Origin of the sequence: Streptomyces sp. NPDC048473 (assembly GCF_043200155.1) — a bacterium.
Lineage (GTDB): Bacteria > Actinomycetota > Actinomycetes > Streptomycetales > Streptomycetaceae > Streptomyces.
Genome location: NZ_JBICXE010000008.1, coordinates 122,730 through 140,554 on the forward strand (window position 1 = coordinate 122,730; position 17,825 = coordinate 140,554).

16 protein-coding genes are annotated in these 17,825 nt (G+C 69.1%); 5 read left to right on the top strand and 11 right to left on the bottom strand.

Annotation, left to right across the window (positions count from 1 at the left end; translation table 11 throughout):
* Window positions 1-23: 23 nt before the first annotated feature.
* The 3 genes from ACGFU7_RS16545 to ACGFU7_RS16555 form a co-directional block, all read right to left on the bottom strand.
* A complete protein-coding gene (locus ACGFU7_RS16545; RefSeq protein WP_393696372.1) occupies window positions 24-794 on the bottom strand; it encodes an ABC transporter ATP-binding protein in 771 nt (256 codons plus the stop codon).
* Window positions 767-1,660 carry an ABC transporter permease gene (locus ACGFU7_RS16550; RefSeq protein ID WP_393696374.1) on the bottom strand — a complete coding sequence of 298 codons (894 nt, stop codon included), beginning with the start codon at window positions 1,658-1,660 and terminating at the stop codon, window positions 767-769. The genes ACGFU7_RS16545 and ACGFU7_RS16550 overlap by 28 nt, the downstream gene beginning before the upstream one ends.
* 210 nt (window positions 1,661-1,870) lie before the next feature.
* The gene (locus ACGFU7_RS16555; RefSeq protein WP_311307964.1) at window positions 1,871-1,954 is read right to left on the bottom strand and encodes a putative leader peptide; all 84 of its coding nucleotides are present in this window, start codon (window positions 1,952-1,954) and stop codon (window positions 1,871-1,873) included.
* Between the two features lie 92 nt (window positions 1,955-2,046).
* Between ACGFU7_RS16555 and ACGFU7_RS16560 the strand changes: the two genes are divergently transcribed.
* Window positions 2,047-2,469 carry a secondary thiamine-phosphate synthase enzyme YjbQ gene (locus ACGFU7_RS16560; protein WP_393696376.1) on the top strand — a complete coding sequence of 141 codons (423 nt, stop codon included), beginning with the start codon at window positions 2,047-2,049 and terminating at the stop codon, window positions 2,467-2,469.
* Window positions 2,470-2,931: 462 nt separating this feature from the next.
* Here ACGFU7_RS16560 and ACGFU7_RS16565 read toward each other — a convergent pair whose 3' ends face one another.
* From ACGFU7_RS16565 to ACGFU7_RS16575, 3 genes are all read right to left on the bottom strand, one after another.
* Window positions 2,932-3,186, bottom strand: a complete 255-nt coding sequence (locus ACGFU7_RS16565) for a MarR family winged helix-turn-helix transcriptional regulator (RefSeq protein WP_393696378.1) — start codon at window positions 3,184-3,186, stop codon at window positions 2,932-2,934.
* Between the two features lie 317 nt (window positions 3,187-3,503).
* Window positions 3,504-4,385, bottom strand: a complete 882-nt coding sequence (locus ACGFU7_RS16570; RefSeq protein ID WP_393696380.1) for a carbon-nitrogen hydrolase family protein — start codon at window positions 4,383-4,385, stop codon at window positions 3,504-3,506.
* A gap of 7 nt (window positions 4,386-4,392) precedes the next feature.
* Window positions 4,393-5,892, bottom strand: coding sequence for an APC family permease (locus tag ACGFU7_RS16575; RefSeq protein WP_393696382.1), 1,500 nt, complete (start codon window positions 5,890-5,892; stop codon window positions 4,393-4,395).
* A gap of 118 nt (window positions 5,893-6,010) precedes the next feature.
* Between ACGFU7_RS16575 and ACGFU7_RS16580 the strand changes: the two genes are divergently transcribed.
* A complete protein-coding gene (locus ACGFU7_RS16580) occupies window positions 6,011-6,619 on the top strand; it encodes a TetR/AcrR family transcriptional regulator (RefSeq protein ID WP_393696384.1) in 609 nt (202 codons plus the stop codon).
* Window positions 6,620-7,027: 408 nt separating this feature from the next.
* Here the strand turns inward: ACGFU7_RS16580 and ACGFU7_RS16585 are convergent, their stop codons facing one another.
* From ACGFU7_RS16585 to ACGFU7_RS16600, 4 genes are all read right to left on the bottom strand, one after another.
* Window positions 7,028-8,218, bottom strand: a complete 1,191-nt coding sequence (locus ACGFU7_RS16585; protein WP_393696386.1) for a glycoside hydrolase family 1 protein — start codon at window positions 8,216-8,218, stop codon at window positions 7,028-7,030.
* Between the two features lie 32 nt (window positions 8,219-8,250).
* A complete protein-coding gene (locus tag ACGFU7_RS16590; RefSeq protein WP_393696387.1) occupies window positions 8,251-9,609 on the bottom strand; it encodes an MFS transporter in 1,359 nt (452 codons plus the stop codon).
* 84 nt (window positions 9,610-9,693) lie between these two features.
* Window positions 9,694-11,460: a sulfatase gene (locus tag ACGFU7_RS16595; RefSeq protein WP_393696389.1), complete on the bottom strand. Its 1,767-nt coding sequence runs from the start codon at window positions 11,458-11,460 to the stop codon at window positions 9,694-9,696.
* On the bottom strand, window positions 11,457-12,053 hold the full coding sequence (locus ACGFU7_RS16600) for a PadR family transcriptional regulator (protein WP_393696391.1): 597 nt from the start codon (window positions 12,051-12,053) through the stop codon (window positions 11,457-11,459). Before ACGFU7_RS16600 ends, ACGFU7_RS16595 begins: the two co-directional genes overlap by 4 nt.
* Before the next feature lie 67 nt (window positions 12,054-12,120).
* On the opposite strand from ACGFU7_RS16600, the gene ACGFU7_RS16605 reads away from it, so the two are divergent.
* Window positions 12,121-13,050, top strand: coding sequence for a formylglycine-generating enzyme family protein (locus ACGFU7_RS16605; protein ID WP_393696626.1), 930 nt, complete (start codon window positions 12,121-12,123; stop codon window positions 13,048-13,050).
* On the opposite strand, the gene ACGFU7_RS16610 is transcribed toward ACGFU7_RS16605, so the two are convergent.
* Complete coding sequence (locus tag ACGFU7_RS16610; RefSeq protein ID WP_393696393.1) at window positions 13,025-13,618, bottom strand: TetR/AcrR family transcriptional regulator; 594 nt, start codon at window positions 13,616-13,618, stop codon at window positions 13,025-13,027. The two genes, ACGFU7_RS16605 and ACGFU7_RS16610, sit on opposite strands and share 26 nt — an antisense overlap.
* A 209-nt stretch (window positions 13,619-13,827) precedes the next feature.
* On the opposite strand from ACGFU7_RS16610, the gene ACGFU7_RS16615 reads away from it, so the two are divergent.
* Window positions 13,828-15,042 carry an MFS transporter gene (locus tag ACGFU7_RS16615; RefSeq protein WP_393696395.1) on the top strand — a complete coding sequence of 405 codons (1,215 nt, stop codon included), beginning with the start codon at window positions 13,828-13,830 and terminating at the stop codon, window positions 15,040-15,042.
* 73 nt (window positions 15,043-15,115) lie between these two features.
* Window positions 15,116-17,404, top strand: a complete 2,289-nt coding sequence (locus tag ACGFU7_RS16620; protein ID WP_393696397.1) for a glycoside hydrolase family 3 C-terminal domain-containing protein — start codon at window positions 15,116-15,118, stop codon at window positions 17,402-17,404.
* Window positions 17,405-17,825: the final 421 nt, after the last annotated feature.

Consider the following 17,825-nt stretch of genomic DNA (forward strand, 5'->3'; position numbering starts at 1 on the left):
GCGATCAACGGATGACTGAATGTTCAGGCGGCCCTGGCGGGTCCGGCCGCACTCTCGACACCCAGCTCGCTCAGCAGCCGCGAGCGCAGTGCGGCGAACTCGGGACTGCCCACGACGCGCGGCCGGTCCAGGGCGACGGGCGTCTCGTACGCGATCGCTCCGTCCCGCATCACCAGCGCACGGTCGGCCAGCAGCAGCGCCTCGTCCACGTCGTGTGTGACCAGCAGCACGGCGCAGCCACGCCGCTGCCAGAGCTCGGCCACCAGCTGCTGAGCCTTGATCCGGGTCAACGCGTCGAGCGCGCCGAACGGTTCGTCGAGCAGCAGCAGATCGGGTTCACGCACCAGCGCCCGAGCCAGCGAGGCGCGCTGTGCCTCACCCCCGGAGAGCGTCTTGGGCCACGCCCCGGACCGCTCCCCGAGTCCGACTTCCGCCAACGCGCGCTCGGCGACCGCCCGTTCGGGCTTTCCGGGCAGTCCCAGCAGCACATTGCGCCAGACCCGCTTCCACGGCATCAGCCGAGGCGCCTGAAAGGCAACAGCGCGTCGCTTCGGTACGAGCACGGTGCCCTCGATCTCGCGGTCCAGCCCCGCCAGCACCCGCAGCAGGGTCGACTTCCCGCAGCCGCTGCGTCCGAGGAGAGCAGTGAACTCCCCGGCCCGCAGCGTGAGATCGAGCCCGTCGACGACGGCCCTCCCATCGAAGGAACGGGTCAGCCCCTCGACCCGCACGGCGGTCTCGGGCCGGTCGGCCGGAGCGGGGGAGCTCACTGCCCTGTGAAGGTCGGTCGCCATTGCAGCAGCAGCCTTTCGAGTATGCGGACGATGACATCGGCGGCGAGGCCGAGGAAGGCATAGACGACCAGGCAGACGACGATGACGTCGGTACGGAAGAACTCCCGGGCCTGATTCATCAGGAAGCCGATCCCGGCATCGGCATTGATGGACTCGCCGAAGACCAGTGCCAGCCATGCGGTGGCGAGCGAATAGCGCAGCCCCGTCATCGCCCCGGGCAGCGCGCCCGGCACCACCACATGCCGGATGAGCCCCCAACGTCCGAGCCCCAACGACTCACCGGCTTCGATGAGTTGGGCATCGACCCCGCGAATTCCCGCGTACACATTGAGATACAGATGAAAAGCCACGCCGAGCGCGATGAGCGCCACCTTCGGCGCCTCGCCGATCCCGAGCCAGATGATGAACAGCGGGATCAGCCCGACCCAGGGAATGGTGCGCAGCATCTGCACGCTCGCGTCCACGAGATCCTCGCCGAGCCGTGAGAGCCCGGAAACCAGCGCAAGCGCCGTGCCGACGACACCCCCGAGCACCAGCCCCACGGCAACCCGCTGCAACGAGATCCCCATCGCCGATGGCAGTGTCCCGTCCGCGACCAGATCTGCCCCGGCACGGGCGATGGTGCCGGGTGATGCGAGTACATCGGGGTGCAGGACCCCGGTGGCACTGAGCACCTGCCACAGCACGAGCAGCAGCAGCGGCCCGACGGTACGCCGGATCCAACGGGGCACTGCCCGTAGGCGGACACCCCGGGCAGAGGCCGGAACCACCGGCTCAAGATCGAGCGGCCGACGGGAGGAGGAAACAGATTTCTTACCGGATTCCGGTGATATATCCGGTGGGGCGAGAGCATGGCCGATGGTCATGAGGGCTCCACGAGCAGTGCACGGACAGGGGGGAGGCGCACCCCGGCCACACGCGTGCGCGAACCACTGCCGCCGTTACGGCACAGGGGCTACGGCATGCGGTCGACGAGGCGGAATACGCCGGGGCACATGCGAACAGGCACGTACGGCAGCGGGAACGGGCGGCCTGAGCGGCCGGTCACCGGCGGGGGGAGATGCGCTGAAAGGACGTCAGCAGCCGCGACAACACGCGGCGGAAGCCACCCGCAGCAGGTCGATGTGACCGCGCGAAGTGAGCAGAGCTGAACGGAACATGTCGCTGAACGTAGCGATCCATGGCTGAAACGGTCAATGGCGTCTCGGCACGTGGACGCGTGATCTCGCCCCATGAGCGAGAGGATGGAGGAATGCCCCATGCCTTCACCACCAGCGTCCTGCACATCACCACCGGATCGACGGAGACCGTCACCGACCTGACGCACGACTGCGAACAGTTTCTCACCCGGACCGCGGCCGCCAGGGACGGTCTGCTCAACATCTTCGTACCGCACGCGACCGCCGGCATCGCCCTCCTCGAAACCGGATCGGGCAGCGACGACGACCTCCTGGCCGCCCTCCACACCCTGCTTCCCGCCGACGACCGCTGGCAACACCGCCACGGCAGCCCCGGCCACGGCCGCGACCACGTACTCCCCGCCCTCGTCCCGCCGCACGCGACCCTGCCGGTGATCGGGGGCAGGCTGGAACTGGGGACGTGGCAGTCGGTATGTCTGGTCGACACGAACAGGGACAACGCCAACCGTCAGGTGCGGCTGAGCTTCCTCGGCTAGTGGTCGCTTCGGTGGGACTGTAGAGGGGAAGTCCGGCCGCGCCAACTGAGTGGTGCGCACGGTCGTCCGCAGGCCTGCGGGTTACTGGGCTTCGCTCCATCTCGGGGTAGCAACCCCGCTTCCGCTTCGTCCACCTGTTTGCGATGACCTCGCACGTGGAGTGCGTGGCGATTCTTGAACCTGCCGAAAAGGGTGCCTGACCTGCGATTCTGTGGGCAGGATTGATCGCTCGACCTGTTTCCCTCCGTGCATGAGGTGAAGCACGCGCCAGTACGCCCGGGCATCTCTGACCTGCGGGTTCGGCCGTCGGCGTTAGGGGTGGTGAGCTTCGTGCCATGAGCCGGGCAGTATCGGTGCGCCACAGTCTTGACGCTCAGCTGACGCTCCGGGGTCAGGAGCTTGCCGCTCCCTTCCCGGCTCTGTCGTCGAGTGGAGCGGTCAGTGCGGTCCTGTGACCAATTCTCAGAGGATGGCGCGGCATTCCGCCAGGCGCTGTGGGCCGACCTGATCGGCCCACAGCCGGTGCACACTCTCCGCACTGCGCCACGCCGCCTCGGCTGCGTTGGTTCCCTCGGCGGTGAACGCGACGAGTTTGGCTCGCGTGTCTGCGGGATCGCGGCGGCGGTGAAGGTAGCCCTTGGCCACCAATTCGTCGACCAGAGGGCCCACTGTCTGCCTGGTACTCCCGAGACGTTCGGCGATCTGGATGACGCGCACTCTCGTGAGCCTCGTACCCGCGATTGCAGCCGATGCCGCAGAGGCGGTGTTCCTGGTGGTCACGCATGCGTATCCCCGACCTGAAGGGCAGCACTGGAGGCTTGGGGCCGGCCCATGGCCAACCACCCCGCTTTCACCACGGCTGTCACCCGCCGAGTGCACGGCGGCAAAACCGTCAGTGCCCTTCTGGCCCGGTAGCGCCACGGCGGCCGTGTCGCGGGGGCCGGTCGGATGGCCTTGAGGGCCGCGGGGGGACGCCCCGATGGGCCCGGCGGCCGCGGATACCGGCATCGGTGATTGATTCCACAGGGGAGTCGTTACAGGGTGTCGCCTTCGAGCCAGTCCGGTGTGTGGATTGCTTCGCCGCCGTACATCGGGAGCTTCACCGACTTCCCGTAGCGGGCGAGCTGGCTCCACGGGCGGTTGATGCCGGCGCTGCCGTAGCGGCGCACTCGGATGACGGTGTCGAGGTCTAGTACGTCGACGAGGATCTCCTCGCCGGGACCCGCTTGCTGGCGCACGATGCCTTCCGGGTCGACGACGGCGCTCTGTCCGACCCCGGCGGGGTCGCCGGCGTTGACGTTGACGACGTAGACCTGGTTGGTCCAGGCGTTGGCGCGGGCGCAGACCAGTTCCATCTCCCGGTCGCGGGTGGGTGTGAGGGTGGGCTGGATGACGATCTCCGCGCCCAGCCAGGCAAGTTGGCGCACGGTTTCGGGGAAGGAGCCGTCGTAGCAGATGGCCAGGCCAACCCGGCCGGCGCCGGGGATGTCGAAGACGGTGAACTCGTGGCCGGGGGTGGTCTTCTCGTACGGCTGCCAGGGGAAGACCTTGCGGTAGCGGGCGGCGATCTCACCTTCCGGTGAGACAGCCAGGGCAGTGTTGTAGATGCGCCCGTCCTCGGCTCGTTCGTAGAGGCTTCCCGGGATCAGCCACAGGCCGGTCTCCACGGCCAGGGCGCAGATCCGATCGGTGAGCGGGCCCGGGATCGTGACCGCGGCCTGTTCCATCCAGTCGTCGGCGGCCGGCTGCAGCAGAGAACCTTCCGCAGCGAGCAACAGTTCGGGGACGACGACGAGTTGTACATGAGGGAACAGATCGTGGGTGGTTCGAACCTGGTCGGCGAAGCGCTGCCAGCTCGCTTCGAGATCGTGGGGCACGGGGACGGTCTGCAGGGCGGCGAGGGCGAGTGTGCGCATGGATGATTCAGTCCTCGGTGATGGTCAGTTCGGCCACCGTGGTGCGGCCGTCGCGGAAGAAGCGGTGGAAGCGGGTGCGGACGACGGCCAGGGCCAGGGCTCCGGTGACGATGGAGCCGGCGCCGAGGAGGAAAACCCCGCCGATGCCGTGGAAGGACGTACTGCCGTAGGCCGGGTCGTACATGTCGTGGGCGCTGCGGGCGAAGGCGGCCAGCATCATCAGCCCGCCGAGCAGAGGAAGGATGCCGCGGAGCAGCAGGTCGCGGAGCGAATTGCGCAGCTGACCGCGGAAGTGCCAGACGCAGGCGAGAGCGGTGGTGCCGTAGTAGCAGGCGATCAGCAGTCCGACGCACAGGATGGCGTCGCCGAGGAAGTCGGTGGAGACGAGCGTGAGCAGAACAAGCAGGCAGGCGGCCGTGACGCCGATGAACACGGTGCCGAAGCCGGGGGTGCGGTGCCGGGGATGGATACGGGCGAAGGCGGTAGGCAGGGCGCCGTGGGCGGCCATGGACAGGGTGCCGCGCGAGGAGCCTACGAGGCTGGTGAGCAGGGCGGAGACCGCGGAGACGCAGACGGCCAGCTGCATTACTTTGGCCAGCGCCGTGCCGAGGACGGGCGGTGCCAGGGCGGACAGGACGTCGGCGGCGTTGTCGGGGTTGGCGAGCCCGGTGCCGCTGGTGCCCGTGCCGGCGAAACTGATCGCCGCGAAGGCGGTGAACAGATACGTGCCCAGCAGGACGAGGGTGGAGATGACGGCGGCCTGGCCTGCGACGCGATCCCCGTCGCGTGTCTCCTCGTTCGCGGTGATCAGCGCGTCCCAGCCCCAGTAGATGAACAGGCACAGCATGACCGCCTCGGCAAAAGGGCCGAAGCCGCCGAAGGCGAAGGGGTTGAGCCAGGCCAGGGAGGGTGCGACTGCACCGTGGCGGGCGAACGCGGTGGCGCCGAAGCCGAGCAGGGCGGTCAACTGCAGCCCGAGCAGTACGTATTGGACGGAGGCCGCGAGATGCAGGCCCCGGTAGGCGATCGAGGTGACCGCCGCCAACAGAGCCACCGCGGTGATGGCCACCGCCGTGCTGCTGTCGGCGAGTGAGTGCAGGCCGAGCAGTTGGAGCAGGTAGGTGGCGCCGACCTGGGAGAGCGCTGTCATCGCGATGAGGGTGGCGATCTGCACCACCCAGCCGCCGGTGAGCCAGCCGGCCAGCGGCCCGAAGGCGCGCGTGGTCCACACGAAGGTGGTGCCGCAGTCCGGCATCTCGCGGTTCAGCTCACGAAAGGCGAATGCGGTGAGCAGGATCGGCACGAAGCCCAGCAGCAGTGCGGCAGGCGCGAGATCCCCGACGGTCAGGGTCACGAAGCCGAGGGTGACGGCGATGCTGTAGGCCGGGGCGACACAGGACAGTCCGAGAGTGACGGAGGCGAGTAGCCCCACCGAACCCCCGCGCAGCCCCTTGGCCGGGGCTGGCGCGGACCCTGTTCTGGCCCCGGTATCGGTTGGGTTGGGCATGGGGCCTCCGTGAGCCGCAGATTTGTTAAACGCAGATTTAAAACCTGTGTCGTTGCCCTGTCAATAGGGGCTGGGCTACTGTTAAATCTGGTTACAACAGTGTGGTGAGAGGATCAGTGTGGCGGCGAGAAAGGGCAGCAGCAAGGAGGCCCGTCGGGCCGAGCTGGGCAAAGCGGTGGAGCGCGCTCTGATGGCGCGCGGGCTTGAGGGGCTGCGGCTGCGTGATGTCGCCGAGGAGGCGGGCGTCACTCCCGCCGCGGTTCTCTACTACGGAGACCTCGATGCCTTGGTCCACGAGGCGTACCAGCAGGCCATCGAGCGCTACAGCCAGGAGCGCGAGCGGGCCGCCGGCCGGTTCGCCGATGCCCGCGATCAGCTGCGGGCCTGCATTGACAACGGCGTCGCCGTTGGGCCCGACGACGCGCTGACCCGGCTGCTATTCGAGTACTGGCCGCGCTGTCTGCGCGACGCCAGGGCCGCCGCGCTCGACAGCGCGCTCACGGAGCGCCAGATCGCGGTGTACTCAGGGATCCTGGTCCTCGGGCAGGCTCAAGGTCATTTCGTCCTCCAGGACCCACCCCGACTTCTCGCCGCGAACTTCGTCGCCATGGAGGACGGCTACCAGATGGAGGTCCTCGCCGGCCGCCGCACGCGTGCCGACGTGATCACCGCCCTACGCGCCCACGCTCGCGCAGTCACGGGGCATGAGCTGGCCGACTACCCCTGAGGATGGTCCAAGGCGTCGGCCGCCGCCCACGGACGTGCCAGGCTGATGTTGTGAGTGGAGAGGCCCCCTGAGTGGATCGCCTTCGCCTCTGAGCATGGGTGAGGATCTACCTTGCGGAGCGCCGTCACCGGGCGCGTGAACGGCGACGGGTGGTGCCCCCGCCCCTGGGACACCGTATGGACGACAGCGTCGCCGACGAGACCGGCTGGACATACTCCCGAAGTTAAGTCTCGGGCGTGCCCCGGTCGCTTCGGTCGGAGTACTCACTTCCGACCGGCCCCTGTCCACTGACTACCCGCCGCCCTTGTTGCCCCACCCTTGGGTCCGTCGGGGCCTGCCAGTGCCGGCAGGCCCCGACGGTCAGGTACATCGCCGCTGCAGCGGCTCGTGCCGGTGTCACTTTTCCCGCTAGGCCAGGATGCGACGGCGTCCCATGGCGCCGAGCCAGGCCGCCGAGGGCTTGGGGGTGCGGGTGAAGGTTTCACGGTCGACGGCGATGAGCCCGAAAGTGGGCGCATAGCGACCCCACTCGTAGTTGTCCAGAGCGCTCCAGTGGAAGTAGCCGCGGACATCGATGCCGTCGTCCATGGCGCTGGTGAGGGAGTCCAGAGCCTCTGAGGTGTACTGGATGCGGCGGGTGTCGTCGGCAGTGGCGATGCCGTTCTCGGTGACGATCAGGGGGACGCCGGGGGCGACGGCGGCACTGTGACGCAGCGCTTCCCCCAGGGCCCGGGAGTAGAACTCCCAGCCCGTGAGAGTGTGTTCCGCCTCCGGCGGTACGGGCAGAGGGCCGTCGGGGCCGATGCGAGTGCGGGTGTACGACTGCAGGCCGAGCCAGTCGTCGTCGCGGGCCGCTTCGAGAAAGACGTCCTCACGGGGGTGGCGGAACGCCGCTGCGACGTCCTCCGCCCCGGGCAGCGGCTGGTACACCTGATTCGCGACGGACCAGCCGCAACGTACATGTGGAGCAAGGGACTTGACCGTCTCGACGGCTCGGCCGTGAGCGCGTACGAGGGCCTCAGTGGTGGCACCGTCCGGTGTCGTCAGCCCGAAGGTGGGCGGCGGGCTGTCGGAGACCTGGGCCCGGTAGAGGGTGGCCATGGAGGCGACCATGTTGGGCTCGTTGATGGTGCACGCGTGCGCCACGTCGGTGGCGTAGACGGGCGCGGCTGCCGTGAGGTACCGGGCGAAAAGCTCGTCGGATCCGGCGGCGGCCCAGCCGCCGCGCTCCAGGAACCACCGGGGGGTGGTGAAGTGGTGCAGCGTCACCAGGGGGCGCAGCCCGCGCTCGTGCGCACCTTCGACCATGCGCCGGTAGTGGGCGATCGCGGCCTGGGAGAACTCGCCTGGAGCGGGCTCGATGCGCGCCCACTCGATGCTGAACCGGTAATCGGTGAAGCCCAGTTCGGCCAGCATGTCCATGTCCTCGGGCCAGCGGTGGTAGCTGTCGCAGGCATCGCCGCTGGGTTCCTTGACGTAGGGGTTCTCTGTGTGTTCGAAGAGCCACCAGTCGCTGTTGGTGTTGTTGCCCTCGATCTGGTGCGCGGAGGTGGAAGCGCCCCAGAGGAAGCCGTCGGGGAGTCGTCGTGCGTGTGCCATGGGCTGTTCTCGATCCTGAGTATTGGTTGCGGTTACCGTGGTTCGGTCAGGGCGGCCCTGCGCCGGGCGTCCAGTTCCCGCTGCACGCGGGCGGCGTCGGCGGCGTACGGGCGGTAGAGCAGTGTGAGAAAGAGGCCGTTCACCAGCATCAGGACGACCAGGACCCACAGGAAGACCACGCGGAGCCCGACGGCATCGGCGAGGAATCCCGCGCCCAGGCTGTAGCCGGCCCAGGCGATCGCCTCGGCGACGGACACGTACAACGCGAAAGCGGCACCCCGGAGTTCGGGTGGGGTGATGGCCATGACCATCGGCCGGTTGACGCTCGGGTTGATGCCCTGTGACGCGCCTAGCAGCGCGAAGAAGACGCCGTACACGAGGATGCTGTCGTAGTGGAACTGGCTGCCGAAGAAGGCGAAGACGGCGAAGGTGAACTGCGCCGCCTGGAGGACCGCGACCGGTCCGAAGCGGGGGCTGTGCCGGGAAGCCCAGTCGGCGGCGGCCCCGCCCAAGAGAGTTCCGACGAGGTAGCCGACGCCGAAGGGCAGGGTGACGAGTGCGGCCTTCTGGGTGCTGAAACCGTGCACGTCCACCAGGAAGACCACGCCGAACGTGCCCACCAGCAGGTGCCCGGACAGCAGGCGCGAGACGATCAGGATTACCAGGCTGCGGATCTCGAGGAGCGAGAACGCCTTGGCCCAGGTGAGCTTCGAGTGGGCCTCACGGGTGGCCTGGTCGAGGTCGGCGAGCTGCTCCTCGGCGGCGCCCCGGCCCGGGTCGCGGAACCAGACCAGCAGGGCGAAACCGAGCAGGATGTTGAACGTGCCGATGCCCCACAGGCCCCAGCGCCAGCCCTCGTCCACGTCGGCGAGCTGCCCGTTGAGCGGCCCGATCACCGCGCTGACCAGTGAGATCGTTCCGTAGAGGATGCCGACGGCACGGCCGCGGGAGGAGCTGCCGAAGAGGTCGCCGATGATCTCGGTGATGATCGGGTTCGCGGCGGCGTAGCCCGCCGCCAATATGGTGTAAAGAATGAGGAGTTGGGTGAAGTTCTGAGCGAAGCCGGCGGCCACTCCCCAGACGCCCCACAGGCCGGTGGCCACGACGAGCACGCTCTTGCGCGACCAGCGCTGGGCCGCCCACACCCAGAACGGGCCGGTGAAAGCACCCACGATCTTGCTGGCCGCGGTGAGGATGCCCAGGGCGCCGAGCGAGACGCCGAGGGACTGCCTGATCAGCGGGAAAAGACTGCTGACCAGGCTGGCCTCGGTGTTGTCGACGAGCATGGTGCCGCCGAGCAGGGAGAGTTGCCCAGAGCGTCCCTTGACCTGTGCGGGAGTTGAACCGAATTCCGCGCCGGGGGGCGCAGCGTCCTTGCTGAGCTCGGTCATTCGTGCCTTCTCGATTCTGTGCGGCGAGGCAGCGAGCAGCGGGCCCGGCGAGGGGCCGTGCGGGAGAGGGGCGGCCGGGCGTGGTCAGAGCTGCGCGAGGTCCTCGGCGACCCGGCGCAGCGCCTCGGTCGGGAACAGTGCTCCCGCTGCCGCCGCGAGATCGATCAGCGGTGTCGACCCGATCGTCTGGATCAGTTCGGAGTCCACGACGCCCGGCAGGTGGGTGCGCAGCACCTCGACGGCGAACGGGTCGGCGATGAGTGCCCGGAACGGGGTGCGCAGCGAGAGTCTGCCCTCCGGGAAGTCTGCCGCGCGCGGCAGCGGTTGCGTCGCACGTTCGGCCTGCGCGCGCTGGGCCCGTACCAGCAGGTGCGTGTCCGTGACTGGTCCGTGCTCGGGCAGACCCAGGCGTGCGTACTGGCTGGGCGGTGCGTCGTTGGCCCGCATCAGCTCGGTCATCAGGGTCGCCATGCGCAGCTCGACCGCGTCGTCGACGAGCGGGGTGCTCTGTTCGGGGTCGCTCTCCAGGTCGAAGAGGAGGGTGCCGTGGTGGTACGGGTTGAACAGGGTGCGGCCCGGCACCCGTACCGTGCGGACGTTCTTGGTGAAGTCGAACGGTTCGGCCAGTTCCAGGCCGGCGAGTTCGGCGGGTGAGAACCGGCCTCGCATATGCGTCGGCATCAACGTGTGCTCGTACAAGGGGGAGTTGTCCGGCGAGGCGGGCGCGCGCATGTACACGTGGCGCCCGTCGGTGACGTTGACGTGTCCGCCGTGGATGCCGAAGAGCCCGGCCTCCCGTACGGGGGTGTCGTCGGCCAACGGCAGCGGTACGCCCTGCATGTCGCGCGGGCGCTCGACGCCGAAGAATTCGAGGAAGGTCGGGGCGAGGTCGACGGTCTGCACGAGCGCCTCCCGGCGCGCGCCCGCGGCGGCCGTGCGCGGGTCCCAGGCGAACAGGGGAAGGTGGACCAGTTCGTTGAACCAGGGCTGGACGCTCTTGCCCCACCAGCCCTTCTCGCCGAGCAGCAGTCCGTGGTCGGTGTTGATGATCAGCAGGGTGTCGTCCCACAGCTCCAGTTCGTCCATGGTGTCCAGGACGCGTCCCAGCGAGTGGTCGCACATGGACAGCAGCGCCCCGTACTCCATCCGCCCGTGGTGGACCTGTTCGTCGGTCTCCACCACGCGCTTGTAGTCGGGCCAGTCGAAGTGCGGTCCTTCGTAGTCGTGCGGGTAGAGGTCCTTGTAGCGCTGTGGGCTGAAGAAGGGTTCGTGCGGGTCGAAGGTCTCGATCTGGACGAACCACCGGTCGGCGTCCTTGTTCGCCGCGACGAATTCGAGGCCGGCGTCGAAGGTGAGGGTCTGGGGGTGCCGGTCCTCGGTGGCCGTGTGCTGCCGGTTGATCCAGTCCTGCCGGTAGCCGGGGCCGAACCGCATCCGCTTGAGGTCCTCGGGCATCGGCGGGTCCGCCACCTGTCCCTTCCACGGGTCGCCCTCCTGCCCGCGGAAGAACTCCCAGGTGTGGTAGCGGCCGTGGTAGGTCGCGCCGCCGTCCTCCCAGTAGTGCGGGTGGTCGCTGACGAGGTGGGTGTAGACGCCGTTCTGCTTGAGCAGTTCCGGCATGGAGTCGTCGAACGGTTCCAGCGGGCCCCAGCTGCGGTGGAGGAAGTTGTGCCGCCCGGTGTGGATCTCGCGCCGGGCCGGCATGCACGGCATCGATCCGGCGTACGCGTTGTCGAAGGTGACGGCCCGCTCGGCGAGCCGGGCGAAGTTCGGGGCGTGCGTCCAGTCGCCGCCGTACGGGGGCAGCATGCGGCGGTTGAGGCTGTCGAACATGACCATGATGGCCTTCATCGGACGGGCTCCTCGCCGGTTGTGCGGTCGTCGCTACGGTTTCCGGTCAGCCGGTGCAGGGTCTGCTCCAGCCAGTCGACCCAGGTGTCCATCGCCCTCGCGCCCAGCAGGTGCAGAGATTCCTGGACCTCCCGGTCGAGGTCCTGGTCGAGGCCCGGCAGCGGGTCCTCGTAGTGCAGGGTGCGGTTCCGGTGTCGGTTCTTCGCGATCTGCGCACGTCGGTAGTCGAGTTCGGTACGGAGCAGACCGATCGCCGTGTCTCTGTCCAGGGGTGCGGACACGCTGAAGCGGGCGGTGAAGTCGATGTCCTGAAGGCGGGCCGAGGGCTCGTACGGCGTGCGCACCCAGTCCATCAGCGCGTCGTGCCCGCTCTCGCTCAGCCGGTAGATCTTCGCGTCCGGGCGGCCCTCGCGTGCGTCGATCTCGTGCCGCACCCAGCCCTCGGCCTCCATCTGGGCGAGTTTTCGGTAGATCTGGCTGTGATGCGCCTTCGCCCACACGAACTGACCCTCGGTCTCCAGCCACTTGCGCAGGTCGTAGCCGCTGTAGGGGCGGCGAGCCAGCAGGCCCAGCAGCACGTACTCGAATTTCACCTTGGCGACTCCCTATGTGTGTTCTCACCTATGTGCGTATTCATATACTCGGGCCATGGAGACGTCAATGGAATGCTGCGCATCCGTTCCCCGGCCCGGTGCCCCCGGACCGCTCCCCGCGCCGGCCGCAGAGCCTCCCGTGCACGCCCAAGTAGCACTGACAGGCGGGGAGTTCTCGATGGGTGACGGCTTCGGCGAGGGGTACCCGGCGGATGGTGAACGACCTGTGCACGCGGTGCGCGTCGCGCCGTTCGGCATCGACTTCACCACCGTCACCGTGGCGATGTTCCGCGCGTTCGCCGAGGAGAGCGGGTACGTCACCGTGGCCGAGCGGGAGGGGAGCTCGGCCGTCTTCCACCTGGCGGTCGCCGCAGAGCGGGCCGACGTCGTACGGCCCGACCCGGCCGTCCCGTGGTGGCTGGAGGTGCGGGGCGCGGACTGGCGGCACCCGCACGGCCCCCTTTCCGCCGCCGAACCCGACCACCCCGTCGTGCACGTGGCCTGGGACGACGCCGTCGCCTATTGCGCGTGGGCGGGACGCAGGCTGCCGACCGAGGCCGAGTGGGAGTACGCGGCCCGGGGCGGCCTCGAAGGCCGCCGCTTCGCCTGGGGCGACGAACTGCGCCCAGGCGGCCGGTGGTTGTGCAACATCTGGCAGGGCCGCTTCCCGTACGAGAACACGGGTGCCGACGGCCATCTCGCGACCGCGCCCGTCCGCAGCTACTCACCCAACGGCTTCGGTCTGTACGAGGTGGCCGGGAACGTGTGGGAGTGGTGCGCCGACTGGTTCGCGCCGGACTACTACGTGCACTCGCCCGCCGCGGACCCCCGGGGCCCGGAGAGCGGGGAGCGGCGGGTGATGCGCGGCGGCTCGTACCTGTGCCACCACTCCTACTGTCACCGCTACCGGGTGGCGGCCCGCTCGGCCAACACCCCCGGTTCCAGCAGCGGGAACTGCGGGTTCAGGACAGTCAGCCGGCGGCCTTCGAAGCGGTGAGGGCGCACCACACCCGGCGCACGTGCTCGGCCATGTCGATCGCGGGATCGCTCAGCCACTGGACCATGATGCCGTCCGATGCCGCGACGATCGCCGAGGCCGTGAAGCCCGGGTCGAGCCCGGGGGTGATCCGGCCAGCGGCCTCCTCGGCCGCGAGATGCTCGGCGATGGTGGCGCGCAGCAGGGCGAACCGCTCCCGGAAATAGGCGTGCGCAGGGTGGGCGGGGTCCGTCGACGCGGCGACCAGGGTGATGTACAGACGGGCGCGGGCCGCATCAGTGGCGTTCGCCGTAAGTGCCAGGGCCAGGAATTCACCGGGGTCGCGTACCGCGTCCGGGGCCCGGTACCGGGTTTCGGCCGCACGGTCGCTCGCCCGCAGCACCTCGGTGAGGAGGTGGTCCTTGGAGTCGAAGTAGTGCATCAGGCCCGTGAGGCTGATGCCGCTCTCCTTGGCGACCGCACGCAGCGTGGTGTTCCGCTCGCCCTCCCGGCCGAAGATCTCCAGGGTGACCCGGAGGATCTCCTCTCTCTTGGCGACGCCCTTGGCGTACGAGCTCTTCGCTTTCACGGGGTCAGCCTATGTGCCGCAGCGAATTCGGGGCCGGTCGACCCTTGTCCTCAAAAACAGTACGCCGTACTGTTTCGAAGCATCGCGCGATCCCGCACAATCCGCAGCTGGTGCACACCGTTGTGTCCGGACGAGAGAAGGTCCCGCCCGTGCAAGGACCCGTTGAGAGATCCGTAGCCCCGCCCGTCGCTCCGGGCACCGGCCCGACCGTGAGCGGACGGCCGCTGCGGCGCATGATGGCCTGTGCGGGGCCCGCCACCCTGAGTATCGCCCTCGTCTGGGGCGCCGTGCCTGGCATCCTGCTGGCCCTCCAGATCCAGCGCACCGTCGGCGAGGAGGCCAAGGTCGGCTCCCTGGCGCTGGTCACCACCGTCGGTGCGATCGTCGCCATGGCGGCGCAGCCCGTCGCCGGTGCGGTCTCCGACCGGACCCGAACGCGGTTCGGCCGGCGCACACCCTGGCTCGTGGCCGGTGCACTGACCGGCGGCACCGCGCTGGTCGCCATGGCGTTCATGAGCTCCGTGCCTGGGATCCTGGCCGCCTGGTGCTTCGTGCAACTCGGCTACAACTTCGCGATGGCCCCGCTGTCCGCCGCGATGCCCGACCGGGTGCCGGTCGCCAGGCGTGGCCAGTACTCGGCGGTGCTGGGGCTCAGTTCGATGTGCGGATCACTGTTCGGGCAGATCCTGGGTTCCGTACTGGAGGCCCGCATCACCCTGGCGTACGTACTGCTGGCAGCCTTCTCGGTCGTCGCGGTGACCGTGTTCGTCACGCTCAACCCGGACCGGTCCAGCCGGGACGTGCCCCAAGAGCCGTTCCGCGCCGGCGAGTTCCTGCGGGGCCTGCTACCCAACCCGCGTAAGCACCCCGACTTCTTCTGGGTCTTCGTCGGCCGGCTCTGCACTTTCCAGTCGTACTTCCTGGTCATCGGGTACAAGCTCTACATCCTCCAGGACTACATCGGCCTCGGGGACGGGGCGATCGACAAGGTGCCCGCCCTCGCTGTCGCGGGAGTCGCCGGAATACTCCCGGCCACGCTGATCTGCGGCCCGCTCTCGGACCGGCTCGGCAGACGCAAACCCTTCGTCGTCGCCTCGGCCTCCCTCATCGGCTGCGCCATGCTCGTTCCGCCGGCCGCGCCCACCATGACCGGGATGCTCGTGATGGCGTTCCTGGTGGGCGTCGGCTTCGGCTGTTTCCAGGGCGTGGACACCGCCCTCATCTCCCAAGTGCTGCCCTCCCACGAGTCGTTCGCCCGCGATCTCGGCGTCATCAACATCGCCGCCGCCCTGCCGCAGGCGCTCGCACCGGCCTTCGCCGCGGCCGTCGTCCTCGGGCTTGGCTACCAGGCCCTGTTCCCCGCAGCGGCGATCTTCGGGGTGCTCGGCGCGATCGCGGTCCTGCGGGTCCGCAGCGTGCGCTGACAGCCCCCGATTTCCCTTGAGAACTCCCGACTTCCCTTCAGAACACGCAATCAGACCACGCAAGGAGCACACAGTGACCGACCCCACGGCAGCCACCACCCCCGAAGAAGCGGTGGCCCGGCTGAGCCTCGAAGAGAAGGCCACCCTGACGACCGGGGCGAGCTGGTGGATCACCGAGAGCTTCCCGCACGCGGACGTCCCGGAGTTCCGCCTCGCCGACGGACCGCACGGACTGCGCCGGCAGAACGACGACCGGGTCGACCAACTCGGCATCATCGGCAGCGCCCCGGCCACCTGTTTCCCGCCCGCCGTCACCCTCGCGAGCAGTTGGGACACCGCTCTCGCCGAACGCGTCGGCCGGGCGCTGGGCCGCGAGTCGCTCGCCCACGGCGTGCACGTCCTCCTCGGCCCCGGCGTCAACATCAAGCGCAGCCCCCTGTGCGGGCGCAACTTCGAGTACTTCTCCGAGGACCCGCTGCTCAGCGGCGTCCTCGGTACCGCCTGGGTGAATGGCGTTCAGTCGCAGGGCGTCGGCACCTCCCTCAAGCACTTCGCCGCCAACAACCAGGAGAACGACCGCATGACGGTCAGCTCCGACATCGACGCCCGCACCCTGCGCGAGATCTACCTCCCCGCCTTCCGCCGCGTGGTCACCGAAGCGAAGCCGTGGACCGTCATGTGCGCCTACAACCGCCTCAACGGCGTGCACTCCTCGGAGAACCACTGGCTCCTCACCGAGCTGCTGCGCGACGAATGGGGCTACGAAGGCGTCGTCGTCTCGGACTGGGGCGCCGTCGTCGACCGGGCCCGTTCCCTCGCCGCCGGACTCGACCTCGAAATGCCCTCGTCCTCGGGATTCGGTCCCGCCCGGCTGGTCGCGGCGGTGGCCTCCGGCGAAATCGACGAGAAGGCCCTCGACATCAGCGCCGCACGCGTCGTCGCACTCGCCCGCAGGGCGGTACTGCACGCAGACCCGGACGCCTCCTACGACCAGGAGGCCCACCACGCCCTCGCCCGCGAGGCCGCCGCCCGTGGTGCCGTACTCCTGAAGAACGAGGGCGGGCTGCTCCCCCTCGACCCGGCCACCGACACACGCATCGCGGTACTCGGCGAGTTCGCCCGTACGCCCCGCTACCAGGGTGCGGGCAGCTCGCGCGTCACCCCGACCCGGCTGGACGATGCGCTCGGCGCGCTCACCACCGCCGCGCCCGGCGCGCGTATCGACTTCGCGCCCGGCTTCCCCGTCGACGACCCGGACGGCGACGTGACCGGTCTGCGCGAGGAAGCCGTACGCGCCGCCCGCGAAGCCGACGTGGTCATCCTCTTCCTCGGTCTCCCGCCGAGCTTCGAGTCCGAGGGGTACGACCGCGACCACATCGAACTCCCCGTCGAGCAGACCGAGTTGCTCACCGCAGTGACGGCAGTCAACCCGAACACGGTCGTGGTCCTCGCCAACGGCAGCGTCGTCCGCCTCTCCGGCTGGATCGACGACGTACCGGCCGTCCTGGAGGGCTGGCTGGCCGGCCAGGCCGGTGGCCTCGCCACCGCGGACCTGCTCTTCGGTCACGCCAACCCGTCCGGCCGCCTCACCGAAACCGTCCCGCTGCGCCTCGCTGACACCCCTGCCCACCTCGACTGGCCGGGAGAGAGGAGCCACGCGCGGTACAGCGAGGGGCTGTTCGTCGGTTACCGCCACTACGACGCCCGCGAGATGGAGGTCTCGTACCCCTTCGGGCACGGCCTGTCGTACACGACCTTCGAGCAGACCGATCTGCGGGTGGCCCAGGACGCCACCGGGCTCGACGTCACTGTGACGGTCACGAACACCGGTCCGCGCGCCGGGCACGAGGTGGTGCAGGTGTACGTGGGTGCACTGAGCTCGCAAGTACGCCGCCCTGTACGGGAGTTGAAGGCGTTCGCCACGGTGCCCCTCGCCCCGGGGGACACTCGCGATGTCACCCTTCGCGTAGCCCGCACGGACCTCGCGTACTTCGACATCGGCGTCGACGCCTGGCTCGTCGAAGGACTCGAATACCGCGTCGACGTAGGCGCCTCCAGCCGCGACATCCGCCTGACCACGACGGTCACGGTCGAGGGAGACCCGTACGCCCCCCTCCTGGACGCCGACTCGACTATCGGCGAGTGGCGCGCGCACCCGGTCGGCGGCCCCGCCGTCGACCGTCTCCTTGAGCGCGTACGGGAAACCATGCGCGACGCGTACCCGAAGGAGGGCAGCCACCGCTACCGGATGATCGCGAACATGAGGCTCAGCCAGCTCGCCAAACTGCCCATCGTCCCGCTGGACTTCGCAGATGTGGACGAACTGCTGGCATGGGTGCGCAGGAGCCCGGGCCGGAACTGACGCAAGGGCCGGCGATGCGGCGCGCGAAGAGTGCCCGCCGCCTCGCAGTCCCTCTCCACTGCCCGCGCCGGACAGCACGGGACCCCGGGCCTGACGCTGGTGGTCGGCATCGAGTAGTCCGGGCTCCCGCTGGCGCTGTTCGTCCACGGCAGTCCCTGGACCCCGGGCAGTCGGGGCTACAACCCGGCCGCGCGGTTCTTTGCAAACCGTGGCTCCGCGGTGCTGCAGCATCGACTCCCGGCGACCGAGCGCTGTCACGCGCCGACGAGCCCAGCGCCGTGTTGACCATGACGCTCATTTGACGCTCCGGTTCTGAGGCATCGCCTCGTGAGCCGAAAGGACCTGCGCTGACCTGCGGGTTTTCTTTCCCCGCGCTTGGTGACATCTTTACGATGACACATCGAGTGGAGGGCACGACCAG